This is a genomic window from Bradyrhizobium sp. CB1015, from assembly GCF_025200925.1.
Lineage (GTDB): Bacteria > Pseudomonadota > Alphaproteobacteria > Rhizobiales > Xanthobacteraceae > Bradyrhizobium.
Map to the genome: position 1 here is coordinate 2,319,081 of NZ_CP104174.1, position 25,422 is coordinate 2,344,502.

The following is a 25,422-nucleotide window of genomic DNA, read 5'->3' on the forward strand; positions in this document are numbered from 1 at the left end:
CGAATGGTGGACCTCCGGACACGATAAGGCTGCCGCCCTGAATTCTTCGAGAACGCGTCGCTCAGACCCGACCGGCGATCCGGATCGGACCATTTAGGTTGCAGGTTCCAGTTCGACATTCTTACCCGCCACCCGCCTTCTCGATCATGCGCATGACGGCATGGAGCTCCCTCTCGTAAGTCGGTCCGGTGGCGTAGCCTGCGCGCGCGACTTCGGTTGCGAAGGCGTATGGGTCGTGGGTGACCGCGAACGCCTTGGCGTACCGCTTGTTGCGCGCCAGAAATGAGCCGTGCTCGCTGAACGCGGTGGCAGCGTCGGGATAGACGCGGAACCAGTCGCGCACGACATAGTCGTACTTGCCGTCGGGCCGCGGCGTCACCGAGATCACTTCGGGGAATTTGGCGTCGGGCCGCGACATGACCTCCTTGGTCTTCAGCAACTGCCGCATGTTTTCGGGCATGCTGGCTTTTGCCTTGATACCGAAAAAATTGAAGCCGGGCGCATGCGCACTCCAGCCGGATTCCAGCGCTGCCTGGCCGAGCGTTACCAGGGCGGGTACGCGGCTCGCCGCCTGCGAAGCCCTGGCTGACTCGCCGAACGTGGCGACGAACGCTTTCGGCGCGAGCTTCTTGCCCGGCACGTAGGGCAAGGGCGTCGGCGCAGGAGGCGTAGGAGCGGGGGCGGGCGGCAGCGACCGGCCACCCAGCGCGGCGCCAATCGCGACCTTGGTCGCCGCGCCGACGATGCCGTCGGCCTCCAGCCCGCTGCGCGACTGAAACCCACGCACCGCGCGTTCGGTGTTCGAACCAAAATCACCGTCCACTGCTAAATCGTAGCCGAGCCCGACAAGGGCGCGCTGCAGGCTGCTCACGCCGTCGCCTTTGCTGCCCCGGCGCAGCGTCGGTCCGAGCATGAATTCGGCGACGCCTTTGAGGCGGTCCACCAGCCCCGGATCGTCTCCCGCTTCGCCCGCGAGCAGGGCTTCCAGGGTGAGGGTCTCGTCGGTTGGAGATTCGCCCTCGCAGGCGGCGCGCACGTCCTCATCGTCGCTGAAATTCTCCTGCCAGTTCTCTTGCCAAGTCTCCTGCCATCCCTCGTCCTCGGCTTCGCTCTGCGCGCCCGGCAGCGGCGCGAGGTCGAGGTGGAAGTGGATGATAAGGGGATGCGGTCCATGCCAGTTGAGCCCCGTCACGCGCTTGTTCTTGTCTTTGCGCGTCGTGCCGACGAAGATCACGTTGCGCTTGCCGGTCTCCCGGTTGATCTCGTCGGCGACCGCGAAATCGTTGTAGATGATCCGCCATTTGGCCAGCATCGCCTTCGCGGTCTCGTTCACCGCGCGCAGCAACCTCAAGGCATCGTCGCGGAGATAGAAGCCGCGAGCGTCGCGCCTGTTCAGGAACAGATCGAGCGAATAGCCGCGGTCGTTGAAGCTCCCGCCGCCGTGTCCGCGATAGGTGCCCGCTCCGAGGCCTGCGCCGTAGCGGCGGCGCAGCTCGGCAAAGAAGCGGACCATGATCGGCGCGACAGGCGCCTTGTCGCTTCCGTCAATCGACGCGTGACTGACCAGCTCCACCCGCTGGGCCGGCGGCCCGAAATCGCCGAGCGAGCCGCCCGATGACTCGGTACGGAAGCGCATCTCTTCCTCGCGGCTGATCATCCAGGCGCGGCGGAGAACGTCGTCGGCGTACTTCGTCCCGAAGCGCATGCGGGCGCCCTTCAGCGTATCCTCGTAGTCGCCGCGCAGTGCCGCACTTCGTTCGTCGGCCGAAGGCTTTCCGCCCGTCCGCCGCGACCACTCCGCAGCCAATCTGGCAATGAAGGTATCGAGATCCTCGTCGACAGGAAGCGGCGCAGGCGGGGTCGGTGCCGGCGGGATGGGAGCAGGTGGAGTAGGTAGCGGCGCGATCTTGCCGCCGAGCGCTGCGGCGATAGCCGCCTTGGTGCGCGGGCCGACCACGCCGTCGGCGGCGAGGCCTGCGCGGGACTGAAAGGCGCGGACCGCTTTTTCGGTTGCAGCGCCAAATCGTCCGTCGATTTCGCCCGGCGAATGGCCGAGTTGCGCCAGCGCGCGCTGCAGCGCTTCGACACCGGCGCCGCCGTTGCCGCGGCGAAGCGTCGGTCCGATCACGAGAGCCGAGGCGCCCTGCAAGAGGTCGGCAGCTCCACCGGCCTCGGTGTCGAATGCGCGCACGCCCACGCCTGCAGGCCATCCCGCGTCATCCGATTCCGGTTCGAACCACTCGGCCTCGAAATTTCGGGGCGCCGAGTGGGCGCCGCACCCGCATCCGCACCCTTCGTGGTCGATTTCGTCCTCGGACGATTCAGGCCAGCGCGTGTCGGAGAAGTCTTCGTCGAGCTTGTCGCCAGGAAGGCCTGCTTCCACGTCCAGCCAAGCCAACGATTCCACGTCAGCTCTCTCGAAATGTGTTTCCGCGCTCGACATCGCATCGAAATTCTCGAAGGCCTCGCCATCCGGGGCTGTGCCGAGCTCGCTCAACAAGGTCGGGAGCAGTTTACCGGGCAGCGCACAATGGGTGATCGAATTCGGCACGGGGCGCAGCGCCACCGCGCCCGCACTGGCGCGGCCGTCGAATTTGTCGGTCGGAGATTTGGCGCGGTAAACGATGTCGACGCCCAAACCCGGCCGGGCTGCGGCGAGCGCCTTGAACGCGGCGATGGGCGGGCTTCCGTAGGTGGCGTCAAGCACCCACACCTTGACGAGCTTCGCGAGCGCGCCGGTGCCGAGCGCCGTGGATTTGTTCGCGTTGGCGAGCGTATAGAGCACGCCGTAGGCGCGCGAGTGCCCGGAAATGACGAGCCGGCCGATTTGCGTGCCGCCCCGCTCGAGGCGGCGGTCCGTCTCGCCCAGCACTTCGGCAAACAGCGCATTGAGCTGCGCAGGCCGGTCGAGCCCGTGTGCACTCCAGCCTGCGTCGCTCCCAGTCTGGAGCTGCGGCACGATCAGCAGCATCGGCCGGCCGCTGTCGGTCACGATCTTGCCGAGCCGGAAGGTCGCCTCCGTCACGATGCCCGCAGGCATGGCTCGCGGCACGCCGCACGGACTGAGCAGCCCGTGGATGTAGAGCAACATGTCCAACGGCCCGCTGCCTCGAACGGCCGCGGCCGACGCGAATACGGCGATTTTCGTGCCGGTGACGCGGGAGCGGTAGATCCATAGCGCGCCGTCAAGATACGGCCTCGTGGGCGGAACGACGGCTTCGCCTTCGAACTCGCTCGTGATCGTCGGCTTGCGGCGAAACTCCCAGTGCCATTCCTCGGTAGGCAACTGCTCGAAGCCGTAAGCCGCTGCGTTCTGCTTCAGCCATCCATAGAACCAGCTCCTGCGCCAGGCCGCTCGGGCTGCGTCACTGCTGCTGTTGGCGATCTCGTATCCCGCTTTTCTGTTCTGATAGAAGTCGACGGCAATGCCGTTCTGGTGATTGCTGTAGCCTGGCGCCGCAATCCGGCCACCCAGGCCAAAGCCGCCGTAGGCCTTCGACTTCAGCATGTAGGCGGCTGCTGCCTTCGAATGCGGACCTTCGGCAAGAGCTTCGCGGTGCGCGCGTGTCCGGTTGTAGTAGCCCTTGAAGTAGGTGAGCCACAGCGAGCGCTGGTGCTCGCTGCCGCGATAGCCGCTTGCTGCCGTCAATCGTTTCGTTCGCAGCGCGTCGGCATCACCCGCAATCTGAGCCTTCTGCAGATCTGCATTTGCAGCGGCGAGCAGGCGGCCTGCGGCCCGCGCGGTCTCCGGCCGCGTCTTGACGCCGGTGCCGGGGATCGTCTCGACCTGGGTGCTGCTCAGGTCAGGCAGGGGAGCACCCCTCGCCTTGCGGCTGCGGGCGATATGCTCGGCGAGCACACTGTTGCGAAAGGCGATCTGCTCCGCTGTTGCGGTCCACGCCTCGGACTCGAGATATTCATCCTCACCTTCGTGTTCGTCCTCGGAGCAACGGCTGGCTCCAGATTCCAGCTCGCGAGCCTCCTCGAGCTCGCGCGCCCAAGGCTCCGAGCTTTCGTCTCGCGCGGCTTCGTCGTCCGCGGAAAGGCCATGCGATTCCCACGCCCGGGCTTCCAGCCCGGTGAACGACGTTTCATCGAAATCTTCCGAGAGCGTGCCTTCCTGCTCCGGTTCGAGGGTCTCGCCGAGCAGGGTCATGCCTTCAACGGCGAAGAAGGCGTAGCTATCCGCGTTGTCCAGAGCCTGCTTCGGGGACAGGGTCGAGTATTTCGGTTCGTGCTCGTAGGCCTGGTCCTTGATGCCGACATAGCGATGCGCGACCTCGTGGATGAGGGTCACCTCCTGTGTGTCGGGCGCCAGCGCGCTGAAGTTGCAGTGCCTCGGCCGTGTGTCGAAGCAGATGTGGACCTTGCCGAAACCGCCGAACAACTGCGTCGTCAGGGCATAACCGCAGACCGCTCCCTTGCTGTCCGTGGCGCAGTCGGTCTCGCCGCGGAACTTGATTCCATCCTTCAGCGCCTTTTCGATCCGCATCAGCCGCGTGACGATGTGACGGAGATTGTCGTGTTTTGTGGTGTGAAAATGACGCAGCAGCAGCTGCCGCGTGGCCGCGCTCATCCGATCCGGCCGTCCGTACGCGCTGCCGACGAACGAGGCCGCATGCCGCACTGCGCGCAGACACCGGTCGGTGACGTCAAGCAGCAACTGCTTCTGCGTCGACGTACAGTTCGCGAAGGAGTGGGGTGAGCCCAGTTCCTCCTCGAAGGACTGGGATTCACCCGCACCAGTCCACTCCGTTTCGCCCGCTCCGCCCGAAAAGGCCACGAACGGGTTGTCCTCGAGCGTGGCGAACGCTTCAATTCCGCTGCGGTTCTCCGGCTCGGACGTCTCCGCGAACGGAGCGTCGAGGCCGAGCGGGTCGAGCGATTGGAAATCCTGCCTGGACCCGTGCATCGTCTGCCTCCTGCGTTGACCTCAGCGTGCGCCGACGAGCAGTGGCGGCCGGGTCGGCGGCCGCATCTCGATCGGCTTTGCGCGTGTTTTCAGATCCTTGCCAGTTGCGGATGCCCACTCGGTGATGACCCGCCTGCTCGAAGCTCCGATCGGCGAAGCTGCGCCCGGCGGCGAACCGACCGGCGGCTGCTCGAGGTAGAGAACCCATGCCAGTTCAGGTCCGGACACGACGCCGGACTCGACGATGCGCAGGAACCGGGAAAGATCGCCAGCCATCGAGAACAGAGCGGAAGACTTGCTGTGCGGTGCGAGCCCAACGCGCTCGCCGATCATCCGCAGACGCTCGTAGGGGCTCGTGGCGTTGGCAACGAGGTCCTCGACCACCGGCGTGTTGGCGCTTAGCGTCAATTCGGCCCAGCCGAGGGCCGTTGCTGCGACCAACTCCTCCCGGCTGAGCAACTGATTCTGCCGCCGGGCGCGCAGTGCAAATCGCAGTGCCTCGGCGATCCTGAAGATCCGATCGTCGTCGGATGCGTTCACGCCGGATGTGTTGCGAACGTTGGTGATCGCCTGCCACAGTTCAAAAAGGAGTTCCTCGAACACCTGGATGAATGACGCGTTCGCGTGCGTGGCCTTGTCGTAGGTGGGCGGCCGGTTGTCGTCGGTGCCGAATGCCAGGTCTAGGCCGAGGAGCCGCCAGTATGCGTTGCGCCGTACCGCCTCGGGATCCGGACGGATGACACTGGTGGACAGCCACGGGGCAAGCGGATTGGCGGCACCAAACAGCAGCACCTCGGTGATCTCGAGCCAACGCTGGGTCGCGATTGACGGGATGCCCAAACCTTCGCCGGAGCGATATTCCCGGACGACGCGGCGCAGGATCTGGATGGCGCGTGTGTTCTCCAGAACATAGCTGTAGCCGAGGTGGTCCCATTGCGGGACACCGGCCAGCGACGGATCCGGGGTGAATGGCGCGAATGCGCCGATGTCGTAGCGGAGGAAGGCTAGGCGGGCCGGGCTGGCCGACTGCGGATTCGGCGGCGGTCCCCATACGCGAAAGGCGTTCCAGACCTGTTCCATGTGGAGCAACAGATCGAACGGATCGCACATGAGCACTATTGCGGCCGCCGCGTCGCGCGACATGTTGGACGGCGGCGCCATCATGCGGTCAATCAGCTGCTGGATCATGACTAGTACCTTTCGTTGTCGCGTGGGCGCGGAACGACCTCGCCGATGAATGGAACGGGACGCGTTGGTATCGGCACGGTCGATGCTCCCGACCAGCTCGGCCGCGCCGTGGCTTCGATCATGCTTGCAAGACGCGCGTTCACAGCGCCATCCGTGATCGGAACGCGATGAGGTCCGATCTCCGCCAGCGGTGCGAGCTTGGTCGACAGTTCCTCGAATCCGTTGGTCAGGATGCATTCGATCGCGCTCATCTGCGACAAGCGGCTCAGCGCCTGATTCAAGTGGCACAGCTCCTGCTCGCGCTTCGCATCGCGCTCGTGCAGTTCGTTGATGGTCTGCTTGAGGAGGTCGATCTCCTCGTTGCGCGGGTGCCCGTCCGATTGGCGTTTGGCAAGCTCCAGCACGGACTCGGATCCCGCCGAAGATGAAGGCTTCTTGGCCATGTCGTATTCCTTTCTCAATTCACGCCGCTTCGGTTTGGTTGACGAACCAGCTGCGTGCGCGTTCAATCCACATCGGTGCAGTCTCCGGACATTCGGCCTCGCGCAGACCGGCGAGTGCGACGATCCGTATTCCCTCGCGCTGCCGCCACGCCGGCGACGTCCAGAGCGCTGCGCCAGCGGTGTGTTCGAGCTCGGCAAGCGCCTGCGGCGAGACGCGTTTTGGATCGAGCACGTCGGTCATCGGCCGGCCGCCGAGCCCCGGTACGGGCGCTGAGAGACACGCTTCTGCGATCTTTGGCATCGCGGCCTTCGAGCGGGCGAGCAGGGGCTGCAGCGTCTCTTCGGCGAGGGCGATCGGATAATGCGCTTCCATGGCCTGTTGCAGGGCATTCCATGGGCCCTTATCGCCGAAGCAGAGGCGTGACATTGCGCAACCGAGGACTGTGCGAAGCCACCCGATCGGGTGCGGGTCGCCCACCGGCCATTGCAGGATGGTGTCGGCACTGCCGACGACGTCGTAGAGCGCCGCCGTCGAGGCATAGCCGGTGTGAAGAAAGGCAAAGACGTCGGCACCGATCTCGGAGGCCCAGGGTGTCCACATCGCCTGAAGCTTTTCATCGTCCTTCAGCGCGCGCGCTATGGCCGCTCGCACGGAGGGCGTCCAGCCGGTGAGGTGAGCGACCTGATGGCCAGTCTCGTGAAAGAGCGAGGTGGGACGATAGAGATTGTGGCGCACGATCTTGATGGCGGCGACCGGCATGATGGCCCCGGGCGCCCAGAGGCGGACGCCCGCGCGCAGGATCGATGCGCCGGTTCCCTTGTCCTGGTACACCAGCACTCTTGGCACCGGCTTCCTCGCCCGCTCGAGCACGCCCTGCATGCTCGTGACCGCAAGCCGGTCGAGCGTCGTGAGCGCCTCGCGCAGAGGCGCACTCGTTCGCGAGTTCACGGCATCTCCGAGGAAATCGAGCGTGGTGTCGACCTGGACGTAGCGGCGACGGAAACGCTGGACACCGGTCGAGGCGGCTGGAATGCGAGCCGGATTCTTCCGCGCCTCGGCAACGACCCGCTGCGTCGCCTCACCGAGCCCGATGAGTTCCTCGACGACCGCGTTGATCTGCTGGCGCAGCGGCGCACCGGTGTCGCGTTCGACCGACTTCCAGGCCTCGATCGAAGCAAACTCCTCGGCATCGCGAAACGTGCGAGCGGCCGCCAGCCAGTGGGCGACCTGCCGCTGGAGGTCCGAGGTGACGAGATGCTGGTCGATGTCACGCGTCACTTGCCGCCTCGCCCAGGTGTGACGGAGATGGCGATGCTCGGTGTGCCGCGCAGCGCGGCGCCGGACGGCGCGGACGCACCGCCGCGCAGCATCCTGCGGATCGCGTCGAGCCCGGGGACCGCGGTGAGGCGGATGCGAACCGTTACACCGGGATCGGGATGTCCGGCTGCGCGCACGAACGCTTCCGCATTGGCTCGCGCCCATTTCGTCAACGCCGGCATCACCCAGGCGCGCAGGCGCTGGCGCAGCTGTGCGGTCAGGCCGGGCGGCAGCAGCCTGACCCTGTGGGCAGCGAAGTCCTCGAAAGTCTCGCCGTCCTCACCATCCTCGCGCAACATCCGGAGAGGAGCCTGGCCGCCCGCGGAGAGTCGCTCCATGTCCTGGTAGGTCCTGGTGAGCGCCTGCAGTAGCGGGAGGCTTCCCTGGCCCTTGCGGATCGCCGCGACGATCTTCTGCGTCTCCGCCTCCGACAAGTAGATGCCGACGGTGATGCGCGCTTGGCGCATATTCACCGAAGCCCAGGCACGGCTTGCGCGCAGACGCCTGGCCGCGGCCTGTCCCGCCGGGCCCGCGGGCAAAGTTGGCGGCGCGCCAGCGCCGACCGGCTCCAGAATGTAGAAGCGCTGGCCCGCGGCGATCCGCTGTCGCGAGCGAAGATATGCGGCGGGCACCGCGACGCCGAGCTTCGGTTCACGCAGTAGAACGCCGGCCGCCGCCGGCGTCAGCGGATGGACGTTGGCGGTGTTGATGTAGCCGCGGCCTGCGCCTGCGCCCGACCGGTCGGTGCGCACCATGCGCTGGAGCGTGGTGCCGGGCGCAGACTGATAGATGTGCATGCGCGCGCGGATCGGAAACTGCGCGCCCGCCGCCCGCATCGCCGCGCCGACCGTCGATCCGCCGAAGGTGGGCAGCGTGTCCGCAATCTGCGACGTCACCTGGATATCGGGCGTGCGGCTGTACTTGCGATAGGGCCGGAGGCTACGCGGGCGGCGGCTCACGAAGGTTCCGCCGAGCGACGGGGCCTGCTGCAGCGACGCACGAACGAAGCGAGGCGGGAAATGCGTTGCAACGGCTTGGCTGAACGCTTCTGCGGTCGCGAGCTGGGTCAGCTCTTCGTCCTCGAACACGTAGTCCTCGTTCTCGGCGAACTGACGGACCGTATCCTCGACGATGCTGGCGAGCGCGACCGGCGCCACCTCGTCGCTGCGCTCGAGCTGCGCCCGGTCCTCGGCTTCGAGCGAGATGAGCCTCAGACCGGTATCTACGATGGCGTTCGACAGAGGCCCTTTGAGCTGCGGTCCTACCCATTTGCCGATCAGCTGGCCGAGATAATTGGCGAGGAAGCCCACCACCTTCGGTCGACCGACGAGGTTGATTCCGAGCCGCAGCGCGCCGAGCAGGGCGGGAACGAATTGCTCGATCGCAGGCGCGAGATCTTCGTCCTCATCGGCGTCGCGCAGCCGTTCGATCAGTGCGCCGCGGGCTTCGGCGAGCACCTCGAGTTCCCGCGTCTCGATCTCGCTCTCGTCCGTCGCACCGAACGCCTCGCCTTCGAACTCGGCTGCCGCATCGCTCGCCAGTGCCTCCGCGATGGCCGCGTCGAAGGATTCGGCGAGCGACTCCATGTCGGTCAGGTTCGCCGGTGACACCTGAGCTTCGTCGATGCTCTCCTCCGCAGCCTCGGACGTGAATCGGGCGGCGAGCGCGCGTGCGTGCGGCTGCAGAGGTGCCGGCAACCGGCCGATGGCGAAGGACAGGACGCGCCGGAGCAGGGGATTGATCAGGCCGCGCAGCTTGTTCAGAACCGGCCCGAGCAGCGACCCCGCGACCTTGCCGACGCTCTTTGCCACATTGGCGACGGTCTTGACGACGCCCTTGGCTTTCTTGATGAGCTTGCCGATGAACTCCTCGCCGGCCGGCGTCAGCTCTCCGATCGATGGGTCGAATCTCTCCAGCACCTCATCGAGCTGTTGCTCTGAAAGGGAGCCGACGTCCAGGCCGGCCATCCCTGCTTCCAGCGCCTGCAGATACTGTTGCGCCTCGAAGCGCACCGGGGCGAGGTGCGCGTCGGCATAGCGTTCGCGCTCCTGTGCGGACGCCGGCGTCTCGTCGACGAACCGCTCGTCGAGTGCCTGCTCGGTCTCCTCGGCCAGAAACGCAAGCGCTTCGTCGAACGCTTCATCGCGAAGCTCGGCATAGACTTCGGCCACCAGGCGGTCGGTCTCGGACTGGCTTGCGCCGCCATCGAGCGTCGCTGCGAATGGCGTGAGATTCTCGCTCCACGGAGCGAAGCCGATCGCCGCGCCGTTGCCGGTTTCGGCGAAGGCTTCAGCGAACGGGTTTTCGTGCGCGGCGAAGAGATGGGATGACTCTTGTTGATTCAGCATCGCGCGACTCCGGCCTCCTGAACATCTGCGGTGCAGTTGAGCATGACCGCCGTCCGCCGCTGTGTGTGCCGCCGTCGCCTTGCCGGCTTGTTCGCGCGCTCAGTGCGTATTGCTGCCGTGGCCGCGGCGCTTTCCGAGGCGTCCACGCAGCGTCGCAGGATCGTCCGCGGGCAGACGACGGCCGTCCCTGCAGACTCCGGAAAAGGAAGAGACAAAAAGGGAAGGGGAAGCTAGTGCGCGGTGCGTGAGGCGGGACAAATGCCGGCCACGCGCTTCGCCAGCGCCTCATCCGGGGCCACGCCCAGCTCGCAGGCAAGGCGCTTTGCCAGCGAACGGTAGCACTGGACCGCCTGGTAGCGATTGCGCTGGGCGAGATATGCATCAATCAGCGCTTCGGCCGCCGATTCGCGCAGCGGCTCGGCGGCGAGCGCGGCGACCCCCGCCTGTGCTGCCAGCGCGAGATCGCCACACGTCGTCATCATCCGGCAGGCCGCCTCGAGCGCCTCCACCCGCAGCAGGCGAAACGCCTCCTGCCTGGCGATCAGCCACTCCTCATGCCAGCCGGGCAGAACATCGTTCGATAGCAATACGATGTCCTCGAAGGTAAGCGCTTCGCCCTTGAGGGCACGGGCCGCGATGGCCTGCGCGCGCGAGAAATCAACGTCCGCCGACAGCACCAGCTCGTCGCCCATGGTCTCGATCCAGCCGCGCGGAACGTGCCACAGCGCGCGGCGGAGGTTGGCTCGGCCCGCGTCTTCGGCGAGATCCAGCCAGAGATTGCTGGCGGCTGCGGTGCGCGAGACCGGCCGGCCTTGAAGCGCGAGAAAGGCGAGAAGCCGGCGCGCCGGGAGCGAGAGGCGAACCATCGGGTGGACGCCAAGCCGCCCGAGAATGGCGACCTTGCGCTCCACTATCCTCTCACTGATGCCCCCCGTCATGAAGAGCCTTCCTGGTCGCGAGATTATGAAAAAGTTCGACCGAGCTCTGGCCGGCCGAGTAAAGTCTTCTGTTGGGCCGTTCGTATTCCGGCCGGTCCTTAAATTCTCGACACTAGGCTGACAACCGGCGTGGAATGGTACGCCCGCCGCCCATCGTGGGCAATAAATCGGGTTGGAGCCCGAGGCCGGGACTTAGCGATAGATTTAGTCGCGTTTTACTGTTCAATGGCGCGGGTGCGTGCGTATGCCGACAACCGTGTTCGAACACTGTGGCTAACACGAGGCCTGGTGGCAGTTCGCCGCGCGCGCAGAATTTGCCGCAGATATTGCACATGGGCGTGCCCAGTCCTGTGCACATGTGAACCTCACCACAACTCCGACACGCGTTGACCGAAATCAGGCTCGACGGTTTGCCGCCAGAGCATCCTGTGCTCGCGTGGGATGCGCGAGGCGGAACCCAGAGCAAATTCCGACCCGGACAGTCGCCCGATGCAGATCAGTTCGTAACGTAGCGGTGTTTTCTATCCCGATAGTATGAACTAGTTCATTCTTGAGCCGCAACCAGAAGCTTCACGTCGAGCATAGCCGGTTCGATGCAATGATCGGTTGCAAAAATGAAGCAGCGCACGCATCTGACAAGAGTACTGCCTTGACCGTCTGAGGAGGACGCGGCTGTTCACGCCAGCTAGCCGCAGTATCCAATTTAGTTAAGTAGTGCCGACGTTTGACGCGAAGGCGGCGGTCGACTACCGCTTCGCGGCAAAGAATGAGCCCGGTAAGACCCGAATGCGATCGTCGACGGGATCTCGTAAGCGACACGCGCGCGATGGCGGACCAAGCTCTGCAGGCAGCCTATCGTTCGCAAGGCCTGGAGCCGGACAGTGACTCGAGTGCAGACAATTTAGCGTTTTGTTGAAGCGACGCCCGCGAGCCTGGGTCCGGTGATAAAGTCGATTGGGCTCAAGTCGGGGCAAGTGAACCGAGCGTGGTCCTTGGCTCGGTCATAGATTGGTGCACGTTACGTCCATGAGAGAGCAACCGCGGCACGTCTGAGAAGAATTTCCACGCAAACGCACTTCTTGCGTCAATTTGTATTGCTGCTTGAGAACTATGGATCTTGGTAGCAAGTCCCTTCCCCTTACCAGCAAAGCTTATGCTGCCGAGTTCGCGCGTTGCAGCGGTGCACTTGGACGCCGCGCGCTAGTGTCTGGGATTTAGAGCACTGTTCAGGCCGTCGCCGATGAGGTTGAAGCCGATCACGAGCGTGATGATCGCAAGGCCGGGCCAAAGCGCCATCCATGGTGCCTCGCCATTTTGAGAGGCGGCTGCTATTTGGCGGCAGCGTCCGCTACATACGCTTCGTATGATTGTCCAAGGGCGCTGTGCGTAAATGATTTCCAAGGCCACAATCTCGGAATAGTCGCTCGTCTCGTCCCCGGTATTTGATCAAGTCAACCATGGTCAGGCCCGGCCCCGTGTCAAAGTTGGAAGCTGGTGCACCGGGAATGCGGATGAGCCCTTGCATGCTTGGGCCCCGCGTTTGAATAGCGACTTTGATTTGCGACGCCCTACGCGAAAATCGCTGCTCGGATCGAAGCGGGATCCGCTGCCACTGATCAATGTCACCTGCGGTTTGACCGATGTAACTCGGGCGGATCGTCTGATCGATTGCAGCAAGTGTGGGGACGGCTAGCAGTGACAGGATAGCGGTGAGAGCAGCCGCGCGGAATGTGATGAGACCTAGGCTTCGCGTCTCAAGGATTGGTCGGCGTCTTTTTCGTATCATGAGAGCGATCCATTAGTGTCCGAATGGCTGCCCCTTTCGCCGCAGCATCTCCGGAGTCCTCAGCGACGCGTTCAGGCGTGCACTTCGTTGAGGGCGGGTTTCCACACTGGCGCGCAAGCGCTTCCCAACCGACACACTTTCCAGATTGGCTTCGGTATCCCGGACCTCCATTGTCGCCGCAGGCTGCGAGTGCCGATGGGGCATGCAAGAGCTGCACGATGATGAAAAGCGAAACTACCTTGGAAATCACTTTGGACGCTCCACGTCTGGACCGACAAACTACGCTAACTCCACGGCGCGCGACTCTACTGCTGCTTCATTTCGATCCAGGATTTGAGCCCGTAGCGTTCCCAGTTCTTTATCCTGACCATCACAACCCATGCCGCCTGCACGAACAAAACGCGCAGGTAGCGATTGCCGCGCCTCGAGATTTTGCCGAGGATCGTGCGATCTCCCGTCGAGATCTGCTTGGGCACCAGTCCGAGCCAGGCGCCGAAGTCGCGGCCTTTGGAGAAGACGTCTCCAGTGCCGATCGCGGCCACCATGGCGCTCGAAATGATCGGCCCAATGCAAGGCGCCGTCATCAGACGTGAACATGCCTGATCTCGACGGGCCAGTGCTTCGATCTCGTCGGAGAGGCCATCGATGCGTTGATCCAGCTGGCGCCAGTCGCCTGCTAACTCCTCGATGACACGCAACATGCGTGACGACAGCGCATCGGAGCGGTTCGCAAGGATGGTAGGCAGTTCGGTGCGCAAGAAGCCGATGCCCTGGCGCACGGCGATCCCGCGTTCCAGCATGAAGGCGCGAATCTGGTTGATGATGCCGGTGCGTTGCGACACCGGCCGCTCGCGCACCCCGTGCAGCGCCTGCAGATCCAATTGCTCCACGGTCTTGGTCGCCACGAACTTCATCGTCGGGCGCTGCACGGCTTCGGCATCATTGAAGTCGTTCTTCTGTCCCTTGCTATACGGGCGGACATATTTGGCCGGCATCAACCTGGCATCGTGACCAAACGATGCGAGTTTGCGGCTCAGGTGATGTGCGCCGACGCAGGCTTCCGTGCCGATCGGGCGAGGCGCTATATTGGCGAGCCGCGCTTCCACTTGGCCACGCGACCACTTTTGCCGCAGCACGATGGCGCCGCGCACATCGTGGCCCACGACGTGGAACGAGTTCTTGCCGATGTCGATGCCGATCACGGCGATCGCGGTATTGCGTGTCTGAGACATGGCGTGCTCCTTGTCTTTAGCCCCTTGCCAGCTTCGCTTGCTGGCGGGGCAGGAGCACGGCCGGACCATCCCATTAGCGGACCCACATCGGACAGCGAACGTACGGCATTTCCACGGGAACCGGCTCCTTGGAGCTGAGTGTGATCCTATCCTCTCCGGAGATTTTCACGTCGAATGCTACGTCTGAAACCGCGACACCGTCCGAGCACGACGCAATCACTTTCACATTCGGCCCGAAATCTGCCGGTTTGCTTTCCCCAGACGATTAGACCGCCGCGTAGAGATTGGAATCTTGCTTGAACGCAGCTGACGCTCATCCGTTCTTACCCGCCGTCCAGACTAATTGAGCCCGGCCTTGAGAACGCCTTCGACCAGGTAGGCGCGGTGCGCCGGATTTTGAAAGCGCGAACCGAATGTCGCTGCGTCGAAGAAGGGATTGAGGCGTAGGACAGCGTCTCGCTCCCGTGCGGCTTCCGGCAGGCGGCCCAATTGAGCGAAGGTGGCGGCCAGCACAGTATGGACGAAAGGGTTTTCGGGGAATCGAGCGCTGGTACGCGCCAACAGACGCAGCGCATCGTCATGGCGTCGCTGCTCGTAGTAGGCGAGGCCAAGATCAAACAGCGCAGCGACCGGCGGAAGCGGATCGAAGTGAAATGCGGCCTCGTTCAATTCGATCGATTGGTCGAGGCGGCCGAGCCAAAGGAGCGCGTCGGCCTGGGCCTGAAGGCCCGCGCTGTCACTGGGGTTGAGGGCTAGCGCACGATCGATCTCGGCAGAAGCCTGCTCGTACTCGGCCCGCGCGAGATGGACAAGGCCGATCACACGGTGCCCAAGAACGGAGTCGGGATCGAGCATCAGGGCTTTTCTTCCGAGTTCCAGGGTGCGCTCGAAGGCCGCGTTCGGGTCCTCCGTCCAGCCCTGGTTCGCCATCTCAAAATAAGCCATTCCGCTCCAGGCATAGGCGTCGGCGTATTTGGAATCGAGCCCAGCTGCCCGCTCGAAAAGTTGACGGGCCTCTCGATTTGCCCCTCGCGTACTGCGCAGAAGCCGTTCGCGGCCGCGCAGCACCAAGTCATAAGCGTCCAGGCTTTCGGTCGGCTTTGACAAGGCGCGCCGCTGCTCGACCCGGGTCAAGTTGGCGGCGAGCGCACCCGCGACCTGGCGGGTTACCGAATCCTGCACGGCAAAGACGTCCTTCAGGTCCTCGTCATACTGCTGCGACCAGAGCAGCTTGCCGGTGAGAGCGTCGGTGAGCTGCACGCTCACCCGGATCCGCTCGCCGGCTCGTCGTACGCTGGCCTCGACAATGTACCGCACGCCGAGTTCCTGGCTGATTTCCGCCGGCCTGGCATTCTTGCCCTTTAGCGGGAAGACCGCGTTGCGCGACATGACGGTGAGAGACCCATAGCGGCCGAGTGCCGCGATTACGTCCTCCGTGAGACCGTCACTGAAATATTCTTGCGAGGGATCGCCACTCAAATTGACGAATGGAAGAACCGCGATGCCGGGCCGCGACGAGGCGGAGCGGACGGCCGCCGCCGTAGACGCCCTCGTTGCCCGCTCGGCGTCCGGACGGCCCGATGGCGAAGACCACCACCAGCTGCCGATTCCGAGCGCCACGACGGCTGCCCCCGCGATCATCCAGGCCACCCGGCTCGGCCGCGCTGTCGCTTTGACCAACTGGCCTGCTGCGCCGCTTCCCGTCGCGTCCGGAGTCCACCGATAGACCCGCACCGGTCGCGCGATGTTCTTGAGCGATCGCTCGCCGCCGTCCTCGAAGAAGGCGCCCAGCCGGTTGCACACGTCATCGTACACACGGCTCGATGCGCAGAGCCCTCCCGGCCGGCGGCGCGATCTCCTGCAGGCGCGCCGCCACGTTCACCCCGTCACCGAAGATGTCGTCGCCATCGATGATGATGTCGCCCTCGTTCACGCCGATGCGAAGGACCATGCGGCGGTCCTCGGGTACGTTGACGCTCCGCTCGGCCATGGCCGTTTGCAGCTCGATGGCGCAGCTCACTGCGTCGACAGCGCTTGCAAACTCCACCAGCAGTCCGTCGCCGGTCGTCTTAACGAGCCGGCCGCTGTGCTCAGCGATCTTCGGGTCAACGAGTTCCCGCCGCAGAGCCTTCAACGCCGCCAGCGTGCCGCTCTCATCGCCGCCCATCAGGCGGGAGTAGCCGACAACGTCCGCCGCGACGATCGCGGCTAACCTGCGTTGCTCGCGCGCCAAAGGGACGGTTCCTCTATATCGCTGGCCCCGAAGGGTAGAGGCCCCCCGCAATGCGGGCAAGGCCCCAAAATGCGGAGGGCATCCAACGGCCAACAGGACGATTCGCTCCTACTTCTGGCGCCCTCGGGGAGGGCTCGATATAATGTTTGCGGAGCGCATCCGGCCGCGGGCCAAGAGGATGTCATGATCCGTCGTCGCGCTAGCTTTGCCTTCTCACTTGTTGGGCTGCTTATCGCAACATCGATTGCCATGGCACAATCGGTGCAGCCCACGTCACTGCGTTTGGTGCTCAAGGGTTACGACCCCGTCGCCTACTTCATGGATGGCAAGCCCACTCCGGGGAAACCCGAATACGAAGCCGTCTACGACGAGGCGCGCTATCGCTTCGCTTCGGCTCAGCATCTCGAACTGTTCAAGGCCGACCCGGACCGCTATGCGCCGCAATATGCGGGCTCGTGCGCCGCCGCGGTTGCGGCGGGCGTGAAGATCGAAGCGGACCCGGAACACTGGCTGATCGTCGACGGCCAGCTGTTCGTCTTTGCCGGCGCAGCCGGCGTCGGCAAAATGCGTGCCGATCCGGCCGCGATGATCGCCAAGGGACGGGAAAACTGGAGAGCCCTCGCCGACGCGCCGTATCGCTAACGCTTAAGGCATTTTCCACGTTGAGTGAATCCTGGAGGATACATCCACCATCGCTCGCGGCGCCCCTCAGGCTGAGCGCTGCACGTTGTTGCCAATCAGCACTTGACGACCATGGACTGGCTGACGTGGTTGTTCACGCCGGCGCGACGGCGCGCCGTTGCCGTCATCGCCCGTCCGTCTCGTAGACGCGAACAGCAGAGAGTGGCCGAAGGTCCCCTACAAGCGGTCCCATATCCAGACTGCAATGTTCTGAGCGGTCGGGTTCTCGAGCCCCGCGACGTCGTTCAGGCATCTGTGATCCAGCGCGCCGACGATGTCGGCAAAACCTTTTTCAAGATCGAAAAAATCCACGACGAAACCGGTGTGAGGGTCCACCGGTCCCTCAGCTGAACTTCGACCAGGTAAGAATGGCCGTGCAGCCGGCTGCACCGGTGGGTTTCGGGCACGCCTGGCAGCCAGTGGGCCGCCGCAAACTTGAACGCCTGCAACTTCATCTGGCGTCCTGACCGATGTCGTAAAATGGCGCGCCTGAAGAAATTCGAACTGCAACCCTTCCCCCCCGCATTCGTAGAATTGGGGGGCAGCGGAGGGCCGGAGTTGGCCCGCTTGCGAAGTTGCGCCTCGGCGGTCGGAAGTCCGCTCGTTGAGCCAGGGCGGACCAGATTTGCTTAACCTGAGTTCTTCGAGGCGGGCGAGATCGGCTCCGATGTCTTCTGTGCCGCCTGCCGGATGGGACTAGAAGGCATCGTCTCAAAGCACCGCGAGCGACCGTATCGAGGCGGGCGGCAGAAGGATTGGATTAAAGGAAAAGAACCAACAGCATCCTGCGATGGAGCGGGAGCTTTAAAGCGGCCATGGCGGCCGGGAGGGGCGATTGTCTTGGCGACTAGTGGGAAGATACAAGCGCCGCCACCGTGAATGCCAATATGCACGCAGCAGCCAATGACCAAAGGGCAATCGCAATCTGCTTAGGCATGTCAAACCGTTCCCATTAGGCGTACACGGTTCAGCGTATTCGAATAACACGGCGCCGGCCTCGGCGCGGTCGCAATTGCGCTAGGCGCTCTTCGAGCATGCTTTTTCTCTTAAGCAGGATCGTCGCCAGCTTCGCATGGACATCTTTCCGCAATAACCAAAGCTCATCGGCGGAAAGGTTGTACAGCAATTGCTCCTGTTGCTTCATGGTCGTCTCCATCGTTGGAGGACACCCATCCGAGCAAAATTAACATACGAGTTAATTAGGTTCCTTCCGGTCTAATCGCTCGGCAGGACATCTGGGGACTTGGAACAGGAAAAGATGCCGGAAGCCGTTTCGAGGCATGGGGCCGTGGGGCGCCAAGCAGTTCTATTTTATCTTTACATTTAAATACTTTGCACCATTTAAATGTATTTAAATCCAGCATTTAAAATTTATTTTCGCGCGCGATTTCCTCGCCTCAGGACACCTTCTGTGCTTTCACAACCGGAAATGCAAATTTAGGTTGTGATGCCAGTGAACTAACCCGGAACGGGAGCCTTGTAATGGATGTGACCTACGCCTTGGATTGGCCCCGACGATGTTGCACGTCGGCTCCCCAAGATCCTTCTGAAATTTCCGCTAATCTACATGGACGGCCGCGCGGACTGGAGCAGCTGGCTGCAAGAGGCTGGCCTCGACGAGGTCGGGCGACACATGAGCCGCTCCTCAATCGCGCCGGCATGGTGATCAACGCGGCCACGGGCAGGGTATCGCGCCGGCCCGCACCACGCTGGCAGCATGGGACCTCATCCACGGCCACTTGATGCGGCCTGTTCCGCTGGCACTGCCACTGTCGAAGACCTACTGGATCGTCTGCCCGAAGGCGACTGCGAACTTGCCGAAGATCGTGACCTTTCGTGATTGGCTGCTGGCGGAGGCGTCAAACGACCTGTGTCAGCTCAAATCGCTCTTTGGCCTTAAAAAACGAAGCCGCGGTAATACGAAACTGTTGTACTCGCTCTTTGAGCTTCGTCGCGATCTTAAGGTCTCGAGAGCTCGGACCCCTCCCCAATGTTGGGATTGCTCGCACCCGACCGGAACAGAAGGCCCCATACTTTTGTTCAATCGTCGAGGTCCAACAAAGGAGAAGGACCATGATTACTAACAGACTTATGATCGTGGGCGCGGTGCTCGCCTTCAGCACTAGTTCCATCCATGCCGGTCCCTGCGACACGGTCAGCCGCGATGCAGGATCAGGAAATGTGCCGGGTTATACCGGACAAACTACTGGCTCTACAGCAACGGATTCCACGCAGCATCCACCGACATCTTCGATGAGCAAAGCCTCAGAACATACAGCGACGTCATCGGAAGACGCGCAGCGCCAGATGCAGAACCAGCCCACCGCGGCAGAGCAATCAGCGGCGACCAAGCCTGCACCCTCCGCGCAGCAACCGGATAGGACAGCAGGCACCGTCGAGCAGACCCGTCCGGCGCCTACCGAGCAATCAAAGAAGGCCACGGCCGGTGCGGCCGAGCCCGCACCATCTCAGAAAAAGGCGACGGACTGCTAGAAGCTCCCAAGCAGAATAAACGCAGGTGTTGTCTCCATGGGAGGCTGCCGTTTTGAGCTGGTGCGGCCCGTTGCAACGGTTCGCATGATCGTACAATAAGACTGTCCTAAGTTTTGATCGACTGGAGACCTGGTCGTGCACTCCGATTGCAGGTACATACTAGCTGTGCACTCTTTAAGAGGTTGGCCGCCTGATGTCCGCTCAACATCTAACAGCGGCGGAAAAGCGGAGGTCTCCCGAGGTCGCTAAAGGGGCCACTTGTAGACATCGCGCGAGCGGTGTGCCTTTCGAGGCACCCGTACTTCGCTTTCCGACCAACGTGCAGCAAGATCAAACGCCCACCCTCAAAGAGGATGGGCGCGTGGGCGACTTAACGACATGATGACGTCCTACTTCTTCTCGGCGTTGGCTTCCTTAGCTGGAGGCGGCTTCATGCCGACGGTCAACTGGCGGATTTTTAAAGCGCCGCCTTCACGTATCTCGATGGCGCCCCAGAACACTGTGACCTTGGTGGCGTCGCCGCTCTTAGGGTCCTTACCGAAGATGTCGGTCTCGCCGTTGGCAACGACCAGATCGTTGTTGATGACCGACATGTTGCCGACTCTGATCTCAATATGATCGGTGCCGTTCTTGAAGTTGTTTTCGTATACGGTCTTGAGATCGGAAAACACACCGCCCGGGTTGATCTGGACCCCATCCTTTGTATAGAGCGCAGCGACACAGGCCGCGTCTTTCTTGGCGACGCAGTCGGTGTAGGCGACAGCTAATTTTTCGGCCTCCTGCTTGACCTCATCGGCCAGTGCTGATGCAGAGATGAAAGCGGAAGAACAGAAGAACACAATGCCAAGAGCAATGAACGTCGCTTCATAACAACTTCCCCTCTGGTTGTGATGCACAATTGCATCGCGACGTCCTCCTGACGTAGGACGTCGCGTTGCATTTGTTCCGAGGGGCATTCCTTCGTTAGGCTGTAATACTACCGGCTTGCGAGTATATGCCATTTTGCACGGCTTGGCGCGCGCCAACCTTGATCATCGACGACGGGGGCGGGCATTCCTCGAGAATGCGGCGAATGCGGTCGGGAAAGACAGGCAAGTTGACGCATGTGACAGATGAAAGCGTCTTACTCGACGCGCGCGATAACCTACTTGTTTCATTATCCGGCGGTTCTTCCGATCGTAGCTTCCCGAATTATTGGCGAACCGCATAGGGGCGCGGCACGATAGCGAGCAGCTTTTCTGGAAATTCTGCGTGATGGCGTGAGGCGCGGAGAGTTGCCGGGAGATGCGGACGCTCGATGCGCTGTCCTCGCATTTCCTAGGTGTTTTGCAGCCCATTCTGAATTTCCGGTAAGCTGGGCCGCTGATGGTGCTTAACCGGGTGATCGAGGTCGCGTTGCTGCCTTCGTATTGATTTTGCTCCAATCGCTCGAAATCTGCGATATCCGGGATGACCGCTTCGGGTCAAAACGCGAAGAACTCAGGTTGAACAAGTCTGGTCCGCTTTGGCTCAACGAGCGGACTTCCGACCGCCGAGGCGCGACTTCGCAGATGGGCCATAAGCAATCATTCCGGCCGCTGGCCGGATGCGGTGCCGTCGCCGCGCGGCAGGGTAATGATAAACTCAGTAAATGCGCCAGGCTCGGTCTCGACGTCGATCCTGCCGCCGTGTTGTTTGACAATGATGTCATGGGTCATTGAGAGGCCGAGCCCCGTTCCTTCTCCGGCCGGTTTGGTGGTGAAGAAGGGATCGAAAATCTTTTCTCTAACTTCGGGCGAAATGCCGACACCATTGTCCCGAATCCGGATTTCGACTGTCCTGCCAAGATTCTTGGTGGCAGCGCTAAGGACAGGCTCAAAGGTATCGTCGGCTGCTTCGGCCTTTCGCCTAGTCGCGGCATAGAAACCGTTCGAGATCAGATTAAGCAACGCGCGCGTGATCTCCTGCGGAAACAGCTCGGCCGCACCCGCATTCGCATCGAAGTCGCGCTGCAGCGCGATGCTGAAGCCGGGCTTTTCGGCGCGTGCGCCGTGGTAGGCAAGATTGAGGCTTTCATCCACCAGCGAATTGATGTCGGCGGGCCGCTGCTCACCCGGCCGCTCGCGGGAATGCAGCAGCATGTTCTTGACGATGGAGTCGGCGCGCTTGCCGTGCTGGACCACCTTTGCGAGATTGTCCTTCAGGAGGCCGGTGAGTTCATTGACTTCGCCGCGAATGCTTTCAGTGAGAGTGGTCGAGGCGAGGATGTCGTTCAGCTCGTCCGTCAGCTCGGCAGACAGCGCCGCGAAATTGTTGACGAAGTTGAGAGGGTTCTTGATCTCATGCGCGATGCCGGCAGTGAGCTGGCCGAGGGAAGCGAGCTTCTCGGTCTGCACCAGCCGGTCCTGCGCGGCGCGGAGATCATCGAGTGAGGAGGCAAGTTCTTTGGTGCGGGACTGCACCTCGTCGAAGAGGCGCACATTCTCGATCGCAATCACCGCCTGGTCGGCGAAGCTGGCAACGAGTTCGATCTGCTTGTCGTTGAACGGCCGGACTGAGCGACGTGCGAGGACAATGGCGCCGATTGGGCTGCCTTCTCGCAGCAAGGGCACACCAAGGAAGCTACGGGGAGTGCCACTCAGTTCCTGGCCTTCAAAGGAGTAGTCGGGGTCTTCGAGCACATCGGTGACATGGATCACCTTGTCGCCCAGCAAGGTCCGGCCCGTGATCGTGCGCTTGTCCGGCACGACGGGGAGATCTCTGACATATTCGGCGAATTCTGCGGGGAAGCCGTAGGAACCTGCCCGGAAATAAACATTGCCCATCTTGCGGGTAATCGCCGCCATATCGGCTTCGCATAGTCGTGCCGCCGATTCGACCAGCGTATCGAGCACGGCCTGCAAGTCGAATGCGGAGCGGCTGATGACCTTGAGCACGTCGGCGGTCGTCGTCTGCTGTTGCAGGGCCTCGGTCAAATCCTCGGTGCGCTCGCGCAGCTCGCGGAGCAGCCGCGTGTTCTCGATGGCGATCACCGCCTGTGCCGCAAAATTTTCTAGCAACTCGACCTGCTTGTCGCTGAACTCTTGCACCTCCTTGCGGTAGACGGCAAAGGCGCCGACAAGCTCGCTCTCCTTGAGCATCGGCACAATCAGAACGGTGCGGGCTGCGGCGACCTTGTAGATCAGATCGTCGGGATGCTCGGTGGCGATATCGGCAATGTGAACCAGCGCCTTGGTCTCGACGAGGCGCCCCAGCGAAGGTGCCCCATCAAACGGCGCGATGAAGTGTGGCGGCGTTTCCTGGTCGGGCGCGTACAATTCCGGCACGTTTTGCGTAGCCATTCGCGCCACCCGCCGCAACCTGTCGCCTTCGTACAGGAGCAGCGTGCCAAAACTGGCACGGCAGATGCGCACGGCATTTTCCAGCATGGCCTCGAACACCGGCCCAAGTCCGCCAGGCGAGCGGGATATGACTTGCAGCACTTCCGACGTCGCAGTCTGCTGCTCCAGCGCCTCGGTGAGATCGTCAGTGCGCTGGCGAAGCTCGTTGAGCAGCCGCGTGTTCTCGATGGCGATCACGGCCTGCTTGGTGAAGTTTTCCACCAGCGCGATCTGCTTGTCGGTGAAGGGACGGACCTCTTGGCGGTAGATCGTAATCACGCCGAGGAGTTCATCCTCCTTCAACATGGGCACAACCAGGATCGTCCGGGCACCGGCGATATCGACAAGCCCAACGACATTGGGAACGCCGGCTAAATAGGCGGGGTTCGTTTTGAGATCATGCTCATGCACGACCTGATGGGTGCGGACGATCCGGGCCATCGGCGTGTCCGGATGATGCGGCCGGATCGGCGTCTGCTGCCGGAACGCGGCGAACGCCGGCGGGGTGTTGTGGCGGGCAACGTTGTTGAATTCCTCGCCGTTCCACATGTTCATCGTGCCGAAATTCGCCTCGCAGACACGGCAGGCGTTCTCGAGCATCTTCCGGAACACGGGATCGAGCTCGCCCGGCGAGGAGCTGATGATCTCCAGGATTTCAGAAGTCGCGGTCTGCTGCTCCAGCGCTTGATCCAGCTCTACAGTCCGACGTTCAAGCTGCGCCTGTAGATCGGCAACCGAAACTGCCTCGCGACGAGTGGCAGATGGGGCTATCCCGCACTTGGTCTTGGCCGATTTGCGACCTTTTGGCGCACTTCTCCTGCGGGCTCTCGCCTTGGCTGCCTTGTTGCCCGTCTTTACCACGCGCGTCATTCCGGCCCCTGGATCGAGAGCGGGCATCTTATCTGTCTTGGCCATCGGAACGGAAGGGGCGGATTCGCCCCAGTCAGCCGCAGACTAGCCGCTTAACGTCCGAGTTGGGTCAATCGCGACGGTTTGGCCCGATTTAAGTAAGCTCCGGTCTACTCATTACAGCGGACATATCCTCGGCCGTGCGATGCGGCAGCGATGGGCCACCTTCAGACATGGCTCGCTTGCTTCCTCTCTGTGATGGCAACATCCCGAGCAGCATCTTTCCCGGCGCTCACCAAATGCCCGGGATGAGCCGCCATCGGACCCGCGCGGCGTAATCCGAATAGCCCGCAAGCTCTATCTGAAGAATTCGATCCTCCGTGACGGTGCGATAGAGCAGAAACGGCAGGCTGAAGATCACAACGACCGCGGCCGCGAGCCAAGATCCAAGTGCGGGTCCGCTTGCCGCTATGATCAGAATCCCGCCGGTGTATCCGGGATGGCGGACGAAGGCGTAGGGTCCCGTGGTGACGACGCGCTGACCGCGGTCGGTCTGGATGCGAATGACTGAGGAAAAAAACCTGTTGACGCGCATAGCCCATAGTGCCAAGGCGTAGCCAGCTGCGAACGTGAACAGGCAAACACCTTGCAGCCAGCCGGGCACGTTGTCGCTCCAATGGAAACGGCCACGGTCGAGCCCGGCAACGATCCAATGCATGAACAGAACCAGCGAGAAGAACCTCAACGCGAGCGGCGGCTTCTTGCCGCCCGGCCGCATGCGTTCGTGAAGGAGGTCCGGATCGAGTGCCGCGAACGAAACGATCATGACGGCGGCCAGAATTGCGAGATACGCCCAAAAGTCCGGGATGGCGACCGTCCCGGCTGCCGCGAACAATGCGGCCGCCGCGGCCACTACGAACAAAGCTGCCTCGAGGTAAGCGGTGACTGGCATCCGCTACCTTACCATTTCAGCCGTCATTTCAGGAATAGACCGGCAACATTCATCAGGATGCCGATAGTCGGGATGTTCCACACGAGCGAACGAGCTAACGGCAAGTCCACCCTATACAGGATTGCGTAGGCGATGCGGCCCCAAAAGTAGAAGTGGGCTCCCCACACCGTGAGCCAGTTGTGTGTGTTCGTCACGGTGACGACAAGAATTGCAGCGGCGAAGAATGGAAAGGTCTCAAGATAGTTTCGAAGCGCTCGATCCGCTCTTCCGGCAACGCCGGTGAGCGGCGCAACGCTGTGTTCCCTTGAGCTGCCTGTCCATCGATAGCCGCGTTGCCCGCTCTGCAAGTGCGACACGATGATGATGTGCACGATGCCTAGGACTACGCTTGCGACGAGCAGGACGACTTCGATGGTCATAGAAGACAGTATACCCTCAGCCGCGTGGATGTCTGTTATGGGTCTTGGCTGTGTGAAAACGCCCCGACGGTCGAGTGCGATAGCACAAGTTTTTCGTCGAAGGCCGATGTAGCGCTCATGCTCGCAAGCAATTTCAAGCGAAATGGCGAACAAAAGAACGTGGTTCTAGCTGGCTTTCGACTGTTCGCGTTTTTACACAGCCAGGGTCAGACTCTGCCCTCAATGTGCCGGATCGGGGCTTCCGGTCCTCCCTGACAAGCGGATTTTTTGA

The 25,422-nt window shown here is 62.5% G+C and carries 15 protein-coding genes and 3 pseudogenes; 2 read left to right on the plus strand and 16 right to left on the minus strand.

From position 1 onward, the window contains the following. Positions 1 to 121: 121 nt before the first annotated feature. The 10 genes and pseudogenes from N2604_RS10530 to N2604_RS10580 all read right to left on the minus strand — a co-directional run bounded on the left by N2604_RS10530 (position 122) and on the right by N2604_RS10580 (position 16,398). Entirely contained in the window at positions 122 to 4,912 is a 4,791-nt protein-coding gene (locus tag N2604_RS10530; RefSeq protein WP_260374649.1) for a peptidoglycan-binding protein, read from the minus strand. 21 nt (positions 4,913 to 4,933) lie between these two features. Further along, a complete protein-coding gene (locus N2604_RS10535) occupies positions 4,934 to 6,100 on the minus strand; it encodes a hypothetical protein (protein ID WP_260374650.1) in 1,167 nt (388 codons plus the stop codon). A 2-nt stretch (positions 6,101 to 6,102) separates the two neighbouring features. Next, the gene (locus N2604_RS10540) at positions 6,103 to 6,543 is read right to left on the minus strand and encodes a hypothetical protein (protein ID WP_225125293.1); all 441 of its coding nucleotides are present in this window, start codon (positions 6,541 to 6,543) and stop codon (positions 6,103 to 6,105) included. Positions 6,544 to 6,562: 19 nt separating this feature from the next. Continuing rightward, positions 6,563 to 7,822, minus strand: a complete 1,260-nt coding sequence (locus N2604_RS10545) for a hypothetical protein (protein WP_260374651.1) — start codon at positions 7,820 to 7,822, stop codon at positions 6,563 to 6,565. After that, positions 7,819 to 10,209, minus strand: coding sequence for a hypothetical protein (locus tag N2604_RS10550; RefSeq protein WP_260374652.1), 2,391 nt, complete (start codon positions 10,207 to 10,209; stop codon positions 7,819 to 7,821). The genes N2604_RS10545 and N2604_RS10550 overlap by 4 nt, the downstream gene beginning before the upstream one ends. A 230-nt stretch (positions 10,210 to 10,439) precedes the next feature. After that, on the minus strand, positions 10,440 to 11,147 hold the full coding sequence (locus N2604_RS10555) for a BTAD domain-containing putative transcriptional regulator (RefSeq protein ID WP_260374653.1): 708 nt from the start codon (positions 11,145 to 11,147) through the stop codon (positions 10,440 to 10,442). Between the two features lie 1,200 nt (positions 11,148 to 12,347). Continuing rightward, positions 12,348 to 12,455 (minus strand): annotated as a pseudogene (locus N2604_RS10565) (ABC transporter permease); the annotation flags it as partial. A 798-nt stretch (positions 12,456 to 13,253) separates the two neighbouring features. Next, a pseudogene (locus N2604_RS10570) lies at positions 13,254 to 14,165 on the minus strand (IS110 family transposase); the annotation flags it as partial. A gap of 339 nt (positions 14,166 to 14,504) precedes the next feature. Next, complete coding sequence (locus N2604_RS39405) at positions 14,505 to 15,980, minus strand: tetratricopeptide repeat protein (protein ID WP_311739959.1); 1,476 nt, start codon at positions 15,978 to 15,980, stop codon at positions 14,505 to 14,507. Further along, positions 15,970 to 16,398, minus strand: coding sequence for an adenylate/guanylate cyclase domain-containing protein (locus N2604_RS10580; RefSeq protein ID WP_311739960.1), 429 nt, complete (start codon positions 16,396 to 16,398; stop codon positions 15,970 to 15,972). The genes N2604_RS39405 and N2604_RS10580 overlap by 11 nt, the downstream gene beginning before the upstream one ends. Before the next feature lie 183 nt (positions 16,399 to 16,581). Here N2604_RS10580 and N2604_RS10585 point away from each other — a divergent pair, with 183 nt between their 5' ends. Beyond that, the gene (locus N2604_RS10585; protein WP_260374654.1) at positions 16,582 to 17,040 is read left to right on the plus strand and encodes a YHS domain-containing (seleno)protein; all 459 of its coding nucleotides are present in this window, start codon (positions 16,582 to 16,584) and stop codon (positions 17,038 to 17,040) included. Positions 17,041 to 17,203: 163 nt separating this feature from the next. Here N2604_RS10585 and N2604_RS10590 read toward each other — a convergent pair. Both N2604_RS10590 and N2604_RS10595 read right to left on the minus strand, forming a co-directional pair. Further along, positions 17,204 to 17,534: pseudogene (locus tag N2604_RS10590) on the minus strand (6-pyruvoyl trahydropterin synthase family protein). Between the two features lie 512 nt (positions 17,535 to 18,046). Then, positions 18,047 to 18,223, minus strand: coding sequence for a hypothetical protein (locus N2604_RS10595; RefSeq protein ID WP_260374655.1), 177 nt, complete (start codon positions 18,221 to 18,223; stop codon positions 18,047 to 18,049). A gap of 929 nt (positions 18,224 to 19,152) precedes the next feature. On the opposite strand from N2604_RS10595, the gene N2604_RS10600 reads away from it, so the two are divergent. After that, positions 19,153 to 19,572, plus strand: coding sequence for a hypothetical protein (locus tag N2604_RS10600; RefSeq protein WP_260374656.1), 420 nt, complete (start codon positions 19,153 to 19,155; stop codon positions 19,570 to 19,572). A gap of 389 nt (positions 19,573 to 19,961) precedes the next feature. Here the strand turns inward: N2604_RS10600 and N2604_RS10605 are convergent, their stop codons facing one another. From N2604_RS10605 to N2604_RS10620, 4 genes are all read right to left on the minus strand, one after another. Beyond that, positions 19,962 to 20,468: a nuclear transport factor 2 family protein gene (locus N2604_RS10605; protein WP_260374657.1), complete on the minus strand. Its 507-nt coding sequence runs from the start codon at positions 20,466 to 20,468 to the stop codon at positions 19,962 to 19,964. A 669-nt stretch (positions 20,469 to 21,137) separates the two neighbouring features. Next, on the minus strand, positions 21,138 to 23,801 hold the full coding sequence (locus N2604_RS10610; RefSeq protein ID WP_260374658.1) for a GAF domain-containing protein: 2,664 nt from the start codon (positions 23,799 to 23,801) through the stop codon (positions 21,138 to 21,140). 271 nt (positions 23,802 to 24,072) lie between these two features. Further along, positions 24,073 to 24,675: an isoprenylcysteine carboxylmethyltransferase family protein gene (locus N2604_RS10615; RefSeq protein ID WP_260374659.1), complete on the minus strand. Its 603-nt coding sequence runs from the start codon at positions 24,673 to 24,675 to the stop codon at positions 24,073 to 24,075. Positions 24,676 to 24,755: 80 nt separating this feature from the next. Beyond that, complete coding sequence (locus tag N2604_RS10620) at positions 24,756 to 25,151, minus strand: MAPEG family protein (RefSeq protein ID WP_260374660.1); 396 nt, start codon at positions 25,149 to 25,151, stop codon at positions 24,756 to 24,758. Between the last annotated feature and the right edge of the window lie 271 nt (positions 25,152 to 25,422).